This window comes from Pseudomonas sp. FG36 (genome assembly GCF_057809275.1).
In genome coordinates this window covers 33,453-46,599 of record NZ_JBMDJQ010000029.1, presented here as the reverse complement: position 1 = coordinate 46,599, position 13,147 = coordinate 33,453, and the positions used below count along the sequence as shown (strand labels likewise).

The following is a 13,147-nucleotide window of genomic DNA, read 5'->3' as shown; positions in this document are numbered from 1 at the left end:
ACTTGCCCCGCGATGACCGTTACAACGCCTCCAGCTCCGCCATCAGGTCGCTCAGCCGATCGACCTTGGCGTCATCCAGCGCGCTGTCCTGCAGCCCGCGCACATAGTCCGCCAGCTCTTCCACCGTGCTGCACTCGAACATCGCCCGCAACGGCACGTTCAACTGCAGGGCCTTCTGTACCCGCGAGGCGATCTGCGTTGCCAGCAGCGAATGCCCGCCCAGCTCGAAGAAGTTGTCGCGCACACCCACCCGCTCGGCCTTGAGCACATCGGCCCAGATCCCGGCGAGGGTCTCTTCAAGCTCGTTGCGCGGTGCCAGGTAGGCCTGGCTGTGCTGGCCACCGATATCGATGGCCGGCAGCGCCTTGCGGTCAAGCTTGCCGTTGGCGTTGTGCGGCAGGCTGTCGAACCAGCCCCAGTGCAGCGGCACCATGTACTCCGGCAACTCGGCGCGCAGGCGCTGCTTGAGCTGGTCGAGCAGCGCGGCGTCGGCACTGACGCCCTGGTGCGCCACCAGGTAGCCGACCAGATGCTTGCCGTTGACGCCCTCCTGCACGCCCACCGCGGCATCGCGCAGCTCCGGCTGTTCGTGCAGGCGCGCCTCGATCTCGCCCAGCTCGATGCGGTAGCCACGGATCTTCACCTGATGGTCGATACGACCGACGTACTCCAGCACGCCATCCGGACGGCGCCGCGCCAGGTCGCCGGTGCGGTACAGGCGCTCACCAGGCGCACCGTACGGGTGCGGGATGAACGCCTGCGCCGTGCGCAGCGGGTCGCCGACATAGCCACGGCCCACACCGGTACCGGCGACGCACAGCTCGCCCACCGCGCCCAGCGGCACCAGGGTCTGGTCCTCGCCGAGCAGGTACAGGCGGTTGTTGTCGGTCGGCGTGCCGATCGGCAGGTAGCTGCCCTGGGTCGAGGCGGCATCGACGCGGAAGAACGCCACGTCGTCCGAGCACTCCGCCGGGCCGTAGGCGTTGACCAGGCCGATGGCCGGGTAGCGCTGCAGCCACTGGGCGGCCAGCTCGGGCGGCATGGCCTCGCCGGTCGGCAGCATCCAGCGCAGCCCATCGAGGGCCTGGTGATCGTTGGCCAGCATGCCCTGGATCAGCGACGGCACACTCTCCAGCACGGTGATGCCGGTGGCCTGCACATGGCTCAGCAGGCCTTGCGGATCATGGGCGATGGCGTTCGGCACGATCTCCACGCGGGCCCCGAACAGCGGCGCGGCGAGGAACTGCCACACCGAGATGTCAAAGCTCTGCGAGGCGGTCTGGGCAATCACGTCCTGCTCGTCCAGGGCCAGGTACGGCACCTTGCTCAGCTGGTTGTTGAGCATGCCGCGCTGCTCGACCATCACGCCCTTGGGCAAGCCGGTGGAGCCGGAGGTGTAGATCACGTAGGCAAGGTTGTCCGGAGCGCTGTGGATGCCAAGGTTGTGGCTGGCCACGTTGCTTGCCTGCACGTCTTCCCAGACCAGCAGCTTCGGCCGCGCCGCGCCCGCTACTTCATCGAGCAGCTGGCGCGCCTGCTCGGCGCAGGCCGCGCTGCACACCAGCACTGGCGTGCGGCTCAGCTCGACGATGCGTTGCAGGCGCGCCGCCGGCAGGCCCGGATCCAGCGGCAGGTAGCCGGCGCCGGCCTTGAAGCTGCCGACGATCATGCCCAGCAGCGCCAGGCCGCGCTCGGCCAGCAGCGCCACCGGTTGGTCGATGGCCACGCCAGCCGCGACCAAGGCATGACCCAGCCGGTTGGCCGCCACGTTCAGGCCCGCATAGTCGTAAGCGGCCGCCTCGCAACGAGCGACGGTGCGCTGCGGATGCGCGGCCACCCGCGCCTCGAACAGCTCGACGTAGCTCTGCTCCAGCGCATAGGCATGCTCGGTGCGGTTGCAGTCCTCGAGCAGGAAACGTTGTTCGTCGGCCCCCAGCAGCGGCAGCTCGCCTACCTCGCCCTCGAAGCCCTCGACCAGCGCCAGCAGCAGGCGCTTGAATTCGGCGAGCAGGCGCTCGACGGTCGGGTAGTCGAAGTAGCGCTGGTCGAACGACAGGTGCAGGCCCAGGTCATCGCCCGGGTAGCACACCGCGGTCAGCGGGAAGTTGGTGTGGGTCCGGCCCGAGTCGGAGCTGGCGTCCAGGTGCTGGGCGTGGTCGAGCACCGCCGTTTCCACCGGGGCGTTCTCGAACACGAACAGGCTGTCGAACAGCGGCTGGCCCTTGGGCAGTTCGCTGCATTCCTGGATCGCCACCAGCGGCAGGTACTCGTATTCACGCAACTGCATGTTGCGATCGAGCAAGCCCTGCAGCCACTGGCGCACGCTGCTGCGCTCGCCCGGCTGCGGCAACTGCACGCGCAGGGCGATGCTGTTGATGAACAGGCCGACCGTACGCTGCATCTGCGGCATGCTCACCGGGCGCCCGGCCACGGTGACGCCGAACACCACGTCGCGATCGCCGCTGTAGCGCGCCAGGGTCAAGGCCCAGGCCGCCTGGGCGAAGGTGTTGACCGTCAGCTGGTGGGCCTGGGCCAGTTCACGCAGGCGGGCGCCCTCGCTCACTTGCAGGCGGGTGTAGCAGTCACCCACGACCATGCCGTCACCGGCGTGGTCATGGCGTAGCGGACGGTCGCTGGGGATCGCCGTGGCGCGCTCGAAGCCGGCCAGGTTGGCCTGCCACCACTGGCGCGCCTCGTCGAGGTCCTGGCGCTGCAGCCAGCCGATGTAGTCGCGGTAGCGCGGCGGCACCGGCAACTGGGCCTGGCGCCCTTCGCCCAGGGCCTGGTAGATCTCGAAGAAGTCGTTCATCAGCAGCGAGCGGCACCAGGCATCGATGAGGATGTGGTGGTTGCTCATCATGAACCAGTAACGCGCATCGTCCACGCGCACCAGGCGCAGGTGGAACGGTGCTTCGCGCAGCAGCTCGAAGCCGGCCTCGCGCTCCTCCTTGTGCAGCGCTTGCAGGCGCGCTTCCTGGGCGTGCTCGTCAAGGCCGCGCCAGTCCTGGTAGTCCACCGCGGTCTTGCCGGGTTTGTGGATGATCTGCAGCATCGCTTCGCCGGCGTTCCAGCTGAACGAGGCGCGCAACGCCTCGTGGCGCGCCACCACCGCCTGCCAGGCCTGGGCGAAGCGCTCGGGGTCGAGGGCGCTGTTGATGCGGTAGCGGTCCTGCATGTAGTAGATGCCGGTGCCCGGCTCTAGCAGGGTGTGCAGCAGCAGGCCTTCCTGCATCGGCGTCAGCGGGTAGACGTCCTCGATCTCGGCGGCCGGGATCGGCAGCGTGTCGATCTGCTCCTGGGTCAGTTGCGCCAGGGGGAAGTCCGAGGGGGTGAAGCTGCCGTTGCCGTCCGCCAGGCAGTGGGCGACCAGGGCCAGCAGCTCCTGGCGATATGCCTCGGCCAGACGGGCGATGGTCGCCTCGTCATAGCGCTCGGCGCTGAAGCTCCAGCGCAGTTGCAGCGCGCCGCCGTAGACCTGGCCATCGACGCTCAGCCAGTTCGGCAGCGGCGCATCCAGGTCATGGGCCAGGCCCGCCGGGGCGTCCAGCGGCTGGAACAGTGCCGCCTGGTCGAACTGCTGGTCGAACTGGCCGAGGTAGTTGAAGGTGATCCGGGCCTGGGGCAAGGCGGCCATGCGCTCACGCCCGGCCTCGTCGGCCAGGTAGCGCAGCACACCGTAACCCTGGCCTTTGTGCGGCACCTGGCGCAGTTGTTCCTTGATGCGCTTGATCGACGCGGCGCGGCCAACTTCGCCCTCGACCATTACGGGGCTCAGGCTGAGTGGGTAGGCGTTGGTGAACCAGCCGACGCTGCGGGTCAGGTCCATGTCCTCGAACAGACCATCGCGGCCATGGCCTTCCAGCTGCACCAGCACCTGCTCGTCGCCGCTCCAGTGGCACAGTGTGCGCGCCAGGGCAGTCAGCAGCAGATCGTTGACCTGGGTGTGGTAGGCCGCCGGCGCCTGTTGCAGCAGTTGGCGGGTCTGTTCCACGTTCAGGTCGATGGCAAGGCTGCGGGCATGGCGGTGCAGGTTGCCGCCCTGGGGATGATCGCAGGGCAGTTCGCGACGGGCGTTGCCCAGTTGCGCTTCCCACCAGCCCAGCTCGTCGCGCAGCGAATCGCTGCCGGCATAGCTGGCCAGGCGCGCCGCCCAGTCGCCCATGGCGTGGGTCTTGGCGGCCAGGGTTTCACCGCGGTACAGCGCCTGCAGGTCTTCCAGCAGGACGCGCCAGGACACGCCATCGACCACCAGGTGATGGATCGCCAGCAGCAGACGCTGGACGCCCTGGTCATCGCTGACCAGCAAGGCGCGCAGCAGCGGCCCCTCGGCAAGGTCGAGGCTGCGCTGCACATCGGTATACAGCGCCTGGCAGTCCTCGAAATCACTCACCGTCGCGGTCCACAGCAATGGCTGGGAGCTCGGCTGGGCGTACTCGGCCTGCCAGCGGCCGTTGGCCTGGCTAAAGCGCAGGCGCAGGCTGTCGTGGTGTTGCACCAGCGCGGCCAAAGCCCGCTCCAGCGCTTCGGCCTGCAACGGCTGGCGCGCCTGCAGCAGCACCGCCTGGTTCCAGTGTTGCGGCTGCGGCACTTCGCTGTCGAAGAACCAGTGCTGGATCGGCGTCAGGCCGGCGCTGCCCTGACGTGCGCCCTGCTCGATTGCGCTCGGCGCCTCGCTGCGGGTCACCACTGCCGCCAGGGTCTGGATGGTCTGGTGCTGGAACAGGTCACGCGGGGTGAATTGCAGCCCCAGCTGACGGGCACGGCTGACCACCTGGATCGACAGGATCGAGTCGCCGCCCAGTTCGAAGAAGTTGTCCTGCACGCCGATGCGCGGCAGGTTGAGCACCTCGCGCCAGATCTGCGCCAGCTGCCCTTCCAGCTCGTTGGCCGGGGCCTGGTAATGCTGGCGAGCCTGCTCCAGATCCGGGGCCGGCAACGCGCGGCGGTCGAGCTTGCCGTTGCCCATCAGCGGCAGGCTGTCGAGCAGCACCAGGTGCGCCGGCACCATGTAGTCGGGCAGGTGCTGGCGGGCATCGGCCTTGACCGCCTCGCGCAGCAGGGCCTGGGCCTCGCCGTCGGCGCTGGCCTGTGGGCACACCAGGTAGCCCACCAGCTGCTTGCCACCCGGCAGATCGAGGGCCAGGACCACCGCCTCCTCGACGTCGGCGTGCTCCTGCAGGCGACTCTCGATCTCGCCCAGCTCGATACGGAAGCCACGGATTTTCACCTGCTGGTCGGCCCGCCCGACATACTCCACCAGGCCATCGGCGCGCAGGCGCACCAGATCGCCGGTACGGTACAGGCGACCGCCGGCATGGCTGAACGGGTCGGCGACGAAACGCTCGGCGCTCAGGCCCGGACGGTCGTGGTAGCCCTGGGCCAGGCCGGCACCGCCGACGTACAGTTCACCGATGCCACCTTGCGGCAGCAGCGCCAGGTCCTCGTCAAGGATATAGGCGGTGCGGGCACCGATGACCCGGCCGATCGGCACGCTGCCGGCGTCGACCGGTATCTGCTCCGGCGCCAGGCAGGCCAGTGGCATCACCACCGTTTCAGTCGGGCCGTAGGCGTTGAAGAACTGCTGCGGCGCAAAGGCCTGGCGGATGCGTTGCAGGTGCTCCCCGGTCAGCGCCTCGCCACCGGTGATCACCAGGCGCACCGGCAATTGCTCGCCCTGCCCGGCCAGGTACTGGGCCAGCTGGCTGCCGTAGCTCGGGGTGAAACCGAGCACGCTGACTTGCTGCTCGCGCACCAGCTGGCAGATTTCCTCGGCGCCCCACTGCCCTTGGGCACGCAGCACCACGCGGGCGCCGCACAGTAGCGGCACCAGCAGGCGCTCGCTAGCGGCGTCGAAATTGATCGAATAGAAATGCAGCTCGCAGTCGTCGCTGCGCATGCCGAACTCCGCGATCACCGCCTTGCAGTGCATGGCGATCTCGCCATGGCTGACCACCACGCCCTTGGGCTTGCCGGTGGAGCCGGAGGTGTAGATCAGGTAGGCCTGGTGCTGCGGCAGGTTGAGGTTGTCCAGGGCAGCGTCGCTGTAGGCGGACAGGCTCGCGGCATCGTCCTCTAGGCTCCAGCGGGCAACGCCCGGCGGCAGTTCGCCCAGGGTGTCGAGCAACGCCCGTTGGCCGATCAGAAGGCCCAGGCGGCTGTCCTCGATCATGTAGCGCAGGCGGTCGAGCGGGTATTCCGGGTCCAGCGGCACGTAGGCTCCACCGGCCTTGAGGATGGCCATCAGGCCGACCACCATCTCCAGCGATCGCTCCAGCGCCAGGCCAACCCGCACCTGCGGGCCGACGCCGCGCTCGCGCAGGGCGCGGGCCAGGCGGTTGGCCTGCTGGTCGAGCTCGGCGTAGCTCAGGTGCTGGCCGGCAAAGGTCAGGGCCAGGGCCTGCGGGGTCCGCTCAGCCTGGGCGGCGAACAGCCCGTGCAGCGTCTGGTCCAGCGCGAAGTCCTGCTCGCCCTGCAGCTGGCCGATCAGCACCTGCTGCTCGGCTTCAGCCAGCATCGGCAGTTCGCACAGGCGCTGCTGCGGATCGTCGATCAGCGCCACCAGCAACTGCTGCCAGTGCTCGGCCATGCGCGCGATGCGCGGCTCATCGAACAGGTCGCGGCTGTAGGTGAAGCAGCAGCCCAGGCGGCCGTCGAGGTCGGTGACCTCCAGGTACAGGTCGAACTTGGTGGCGCTGGCATCGTTGACCAGGTAGTCCACCTGCATGCCCACCAGTTCACGGCTCTGCTGGAAGGCCCAGCGCTGCACGTTGCACATCACCTGGAACAGCGGGTTGTAGGCGCTCGAGCGCGGCGGCTGCAAGGCCTCGACCAGTTGCTCGAACGGCAGGTCCTGGTGCGACTGGCCATCGATGATGGTCTGGCGCACCTGGTCGAGCAACGCGCCGGCGCTCATCTGCCCGTCCAGTTCGCAACGCAGCACCTGGGTGTTGAGGAAGGCGCCGATCAGCCCCTCGCTTTCCGGGCGGATGCGGTTGGCCACCGGCGCGCCGATGCGCAGGTCGCGCTGGCCGCTGTAGCGGTGCAGCAACGCGGCCAGGGTGGCGGTCATGGTCATGAACAGGGTCAGGCCGCGCTGGCTGTTGAAGGCGTGCACGCGCTTGACTAGCGCCGGATCCAGGTCGAAGCGGTACAGCTCGCCGCGGTGGCTCTGCACCGCCGGGCGTGGGCGGTCGGCGGGCAGCGCCAGCACCGGGTGCTCATCGCCCAGGCGGTCCTTCCAGTAGGCCAGCTGGCGATCGCCCTCGCCGCTTTCCAGCCACTGGCGCTGCCACACGCTGTAATCGAGGTACTGCACCGGCAGCGGCGCCAGCGGCGACTCGCGCTCGTCGACGAAGGCCTCGTACAGCTCGCCCAGTTCGCGGGCGAAGATGTCCATGGCCCAGCCTTCGGTGACGATATGGTGCAGGGTCAGGACGAAGTAGTGCTCGCGCTCGCCGGCCTTGACCAGGCAGGCGCGCAACAGCGGACCGCGCTCCAGGTCGAACGGCTGGTGCGCCTGGTCATCGGCCAGTTGTTGCAGGCGTTGCTGGCGGGCCTCGTCGGCCAGGGTGCTGAAGTCATGCCAGTGCAGTTGCACGTGGCTGTCATCGGCCACGCACTGGTAAGGCTTGCCGTCGATGCTGGGGAAGGTGGTGCGCAGGGTTTCGTGACGCACGATCAGCGCCTGCAGGGCGCGCTCGAAGGCGTCTACATGCAGCAGGCCCTGGAGACGCGCCATGCCACCGACGTTGTAGGCGGGGCTGTGCGGATCCATCTGCCAGAGGAACCACATGCGCTGCTGCGAGTACGACAGCGGCACGGCCTGGCGGCGGTCGACGCGGGCGATGGTGCCTTGCAGGTTGCGTGCGCCGCAGCCCTGCAGACGGGCAATCTCGGCGCAGAACGCACCCAGCTCGCTGGCTTCGAACAAGGCCTTGAGCGGCAACTCGACATCCAGCGCCTGGCGGGTGCGCGAGACGATCTGGGTGGCCAGCAACGAGTGGCCGCCGAGGGCGAAGAAGTCATCCTGCAAGCCAACCTGCGGCCGGCCCAGCACCTCGCGCCAGATCGCCGCGACCTGTTGTTGCAACGCGCTTTGCGGCTCGACATGTTCACGTTGCTGCCAGACCGGTGCCGGCAGCGCCTTGCGATCGACCTTGCCGCTCGGTCCCAGGGGCATCTGCGCAAGATGGATGAGTTGTGCCGGCACCATGTAGGCCGGCAGGCGCTCGGCCAGAGCGGCCAGCAGCGCCTCGGTCTGCTCGACACCGCTGTAATAGCCCACCAGCTGGGCACCGACGGCATCCTTGTGGATCAGCACCAGTGCCTGGGCGACACCCGGCTCGGCCAGCAGCACCGCCTGCACCTCCTCCGGCTCGACGCGGAAGCCGCGCACCTTGACCTGCTGGTCGAGGCGCCCGAGGTACTCCAGGGCCTGGCTCGGCATGTGCCAGCGGGCGCGGTCGCCGCTGCGGTACAGCCGTGCGCCGTCGCCATCGGGCTGCGGCACGAAGCGCTCAGCGGTCAGCCCCGGGCGGCCGAGGTAGCCGCGGGCCAGGCCCGCGCCCCCCAGGCACAGCTCGCCGGGCACGCCCGGCGCGGTCAACTCGAACTCATCGTCCAGCACCCGGCACAGCACGTTGCCTAGCGGGCGGCCGATGGGCGAGCGCTCGCCGTCATTCGCCTGGCAGTGCCAGTGGGTGACGTTGATCGCGGTTTCGGTCGGGCCGTAGCGGTTGTGCAGTTGCACCTGTGGCAGCAGTTGCAGCACGCGGTCACGCAAGGCGGCGGACAACGCCTCGCCACCGGAGAACAACCGGCGCAGACTGGTGCAGCCGGCGGCCAACGGCTCCTGGACGAACACCTGCAGCAACGGCGGCACGAAGTGCAGCGTGGTCACCGCATGTTGCTGGATCAGCTGGGCGATGCGCTGCGGATCGCGATGTTCGCCCGGGCCGGCCAAAACCAGCTTGCAACCGGTGACCAGCGGCCAGAAGCACTCCCACACCGACACGTCGAAGCTGATCGGCGCCTTCTGCATCAGCACGTCGCTGTCATCCAGCGCATAGCTGGCCTGCATCCACTGCAGGCGCTCGGCCAGCGCGGCATGGGTGTTGCCCACGCCCTTGGGCTGCCCGGTGGAACCGGAGGTGTAGATCACATAGGCGAGGTTGTCGCCGTGCAGGTGCAGGCCGGGGGCCTGGCTTGGCCAGCTGTCCAGGTGCAACTGGTCGAGGGCGATGGCGCTCACGCCTTCGACCTGCGGCAGTTTGTCGAGCAGGCTGCTGTGGCTGAGCAGCAGGCCGGCCTGGCAATCACCGAGCATGTAGGCCAGGCGCTCGGCCGGGTAGTCGGTGTCCAGCGGCACGTAGGCGCCACCGGCCTTGAGAATGGCCAGCAGGCCGACCAGCAGCTGCGGCGAACGCTCCAGGGCAATCGCCACGCAAGTGTCGGGACCGACGCCCTTGTCGCGCAGGTAGTGCGCCAGGCGGTTGGCCTGCTGGTGCAGCTCGGCATAGCCAAGCTGACCGCCCTCCCACACCAGCGCGGTGCGCTCGGGGCTCAGGCGCGCCTGTTCGTTGAGTTGCTCGACCAGCAGGCGCGGCGCGCTCGCCATGGGCGCCTGGCCCCACTCGAGCAGTTGCGTCTGGCTGTGCTCGTCGAGCAGGCGCACTTCGCCGAGGGGCAACTGCGGCTCGGCGCAGACCTGCTCGAGCAAGGCCAGCAGATGGCTGGCCAGGCGCTTGACGGTGGCCGCCTCAAACAACCCGGCGGCGTAGTCGAAGGCCAGCGTCAGGCGGCCCTGGTGGTCTTCCTCGCTGTGCAACTGCAGGTCGAACTTGGCTTCGCGGCTGTGCCAGGGCAGTTCTTCGGCGAGCAGGCCGGGCAGGCGGCGCAAGGCCGACAGGTCGCGTTGCTGGTGGTTGAACATGACCTGGAACAGGCCTTGTTCACGGGCCTGCGGCAGCGCCTCGAGCAACTGCTCGAACGGCAGGTCCTGATGGGCCTGGGCCTCCAGGGTGACCTGGCGCGCCTGGGCCAGCAGCCCGGCGAACGGCAGGCGGCCGTCGAGCTCGGCGCGCAGCACCTGAGTGTTGATGAAGAAGCCGACCATGCCCTGGGTTTCCAGGCGCGGGCGGTTGGCGTTGGGCACGCCGACACGGATGTCGCCCTGGCCGCTGTAGCGGTGCAGCACGGCCTGCCAGCCGGCCAGCAGGACCATGAACAGGCTGGCCTGCTGCTCGCGGGCCAGGTCCTTGAGGGCGCTGGTCAGTGCCGCAGGTACCTTGAGGCTGTGGCGCGCGGCGCGGGTGTGCTGCTGGCTGGCGCGGGGCTGATCGGTGCACAGGTCGAGCACCGGCAGTTCGTCACCCAGCTTGTTCTTCCAGTAGTCGAGCTGGCGGGCGCTTTCGCCGTCGGCCAGCCACTGGCGCTGCCACTGGCCGTAGTCGGCGTAGCCCAGCGTCAGTTCGGGCAGTTGCACGGCCTGGTCCTGGGCGGCATACAGACGGGCGAACTCATCCAGCAGGATGTTCAGCGACCAGCCGTCGGCGACGATGTGGTGCAGGGTCACCCACAGCTGGTGCTCTTCGTCGTCCAGACGGGCCAGGGTCACCCGCAGGAGCGGGCCCTGGCGCAGATCGAACGGCTGCTGCGCCTCATCCTCGCGGCGCGCGGCCACCTCGGCGGGAGACTGCCCTTCGAGGTCCAGATGACGCAGGGTGAACGCCTGGCTCGGCAGGATGCGTTGCACGGCCTGGCCGTCGACTTCGTCGAACAGCGTGCGCAGGGATTCATGGCGTGCCACCAGGGCCTGGAAGCTGGCCTGCAGCGCCGCGACATCCAGCTCGCCGCGCAGGTGCAGGCCGGCGGGGATGTTGTAGGCGGCGGACTGCGGCTCCAGCTGCCACAACAGCCACAGGCGGTTCTGTGCCAGCGACTGCTGCAGGGCCTGGTCGCGAGCCTGGGTTTCGATGATGCCGGCGGCGCTGCCACCTTCGGCGAGGACGGCCGCCACGGCGGCGCTGTATTCGGCCAAGGTCGGTGCTTCGAACAGGGTGCGCAGGCTGAGCTGGATGCCCAGTTCGTCGCCCAGGCGCGCAGTCACCTGGGTGGCGGCGATGGAGTTGCCGCCCAGCAGCAGGAAGTGGTCGTCCGCCGCCACCGCCTCGACTTTGAGCAGCTCACACCAGATACCCGCGATCCGTGCCTGCAGGTCGTCACCGGCCACGCCATTGCCCTGCGCCGTTTGCGCCGTCGGGAACCGCGCATAGATATCCAGACTGCCGTCGTTCATGCGCAGGCGGCAGGCCGAGCGCTGCAGCTTGCCGCTGGAGGTCTTGGGCAAGGCGCCCGGGTTGAGCAGCAACACCACGGCCGGCGCCTGGCGACAGGCATCGGCAATGACCCGGCGCAGGGTATTGATCAGCGCCTCGGGCGTGTGCGCCTTCTGCACATTGCGGCTGATCTCCACCGCCACGCCGATGCCCTCCTCGCCCTGGTCGTCGACGGCGAACACCGCCACCCGGCCCTTGCGCAGCACATCGACCTCACGCTCCAGAGTCTTTTCCAGGTCTTGCGGGTAGATATTCTGGCCACGGACGATAAGCATGTCCTTCAGGCGCCCGGTGACGAACACCTCGCCATCGCGCATGAAGCCGAGATCGCCGGTGCGCAGCCAGGTCTGGCCATCACGCTCGACAAAGGTCCGGGCACTGGCCTCGGGGTTGCGCCAGTAACCCAGGGCGATGCTCGGGCCGCCGGCCCAGATCTCGCCGACCCGGTTGTCCTCCAGCACCTCCAGGCGCTGCGGGTCGACAATGCACACCGCGTGGCCCGGCTGCGGGTAGCCGCAGCTCATCAGCACGCTGCCCTGGCCGGGCTCGGCGCGGTTGGCGGCGAAGGCCTCGGCATCCAGTTCCAGCGCGCCGATACCCTGGCCACGGCGGCTGCCGCTGACGAACAGGGTGGCCTCGGCCAGGCCATAGCTGGCGAAGAAGCTGCTGGCGGTGAAGCCGCAGGCGGCAAACTTTTCAGCGAAGGTATCGAGACTGTCCTGACGGATCGGCTCGGACCCCGAATAGGCCACGCGCCAGCGGCTCAGGTCCAGGCCGGCGAGCGCGGCCTCGCTGACCCGCTCGCTGCACAGCCGATAGGCGAAGTCCGGGCCGCCACTGATGGTGCCGCCGTACTCGCTGATCGCCTGCAACCAGCGCAATGGCCGGGCGAGGAAATAGCCCGGCGACATCAGCACGCAAGGCACGCCACTGAAGATCGGCTGCAGCAGGCCGCCGATCAGTCCCATGTCGTGGTACAGCGGCAGCCAACTGACGATCACGTCGTCCGGGTTCAGGTCGATGCCGAAACCGTGACGGATCAGCTGTTCGTTGGCCACCAGGTTGCCGTGGCTGACCTGCACGCCCTTGGGCAGCGCGGTGGAGCCGGAGGTGTATTGCAGGAAGGCGATGTCGCTGCCTTCCAGCACCGGCTCGTGCCACTGCGCGGCCAGCTGCGGATCCAGGCGGTCCACGGCCAGCAGGCCCGGGACGTTGGCGCCGGCCAGGGCTTCGAGGCCCTGCAAACTGTCACACAGCGCCTCTACCGTCAGCAGCAGGCGCGGCTCGGCGTCGTCGATGATCGACAGCAGGCGTTCCTGATGGTGCTGGCGCGAAGACTCCGGCGGGTAGGCCGGCACGGCGATCACCCCGGCGTACAGGCAACCGAAGAAAGCCGCGACATAGTCCGGCCCACTGGGAAACAACAGGATGGCACGCTCGCCAAACCCGGCCCTGGCCTGCAACGCCGCGGCAATGGTCCGGGCGCGCTGGTCGAGGTCTCGGTAACTGAGCACCGCCTGCTCGCCGGGCGCATCAGCGAGGAAGCGCAAGGCGATGCGCTCCGGGGTCTGGGCGGCGCGTTGCGCCAGGGCCTGGACCAGCGAGTGCGGGAGTTCGAAGGCGTCCGTCATGGGATGTTCCTGCCAGTGTCTGGGTGAGTCGCGCCTGACTGGCCCGCGCACGACAGGCGGGCAGTGTTCGGCAGCCGAGATGTACACAGGGGAACGGATGGGCGGGGGAAGAAATTAGGGCCGTCGGGAAGGCCGCAAAGGCTTGACGCAGAGGCAAATGTTGAAGCGTTTCACAGGCTG

The 13,147-nt window shown here is 68.7% G+C and carries 1 protein-coding gene; it reads right to left on the bottom strand.

What is annotated here, in order from left to right:
• Positions 1-19 precede the first annotated feature (19 nt).
• Entirely contained in the window at positions 20-12,967 is a 12,948-nt protein-coding gene (locus ACODS9_RS20135; RefSeq protein WP_489094580.1) for a non-ribosomal peptide synthetase, read from the bottom strand.
• Positions 12,968-13,147 lie beyond the last annotated feature (180 nt).

Excerpts from the sequence above, each read along its gene's own strand:
- ACODS9_RS20135 (WP_489094580.1), bottom strand. The coding sequence starts at position 12,967 with ATGACGGACGCCTTCGAACTCCCGCACTCGCTGGTCCAGGCCCTGGCG.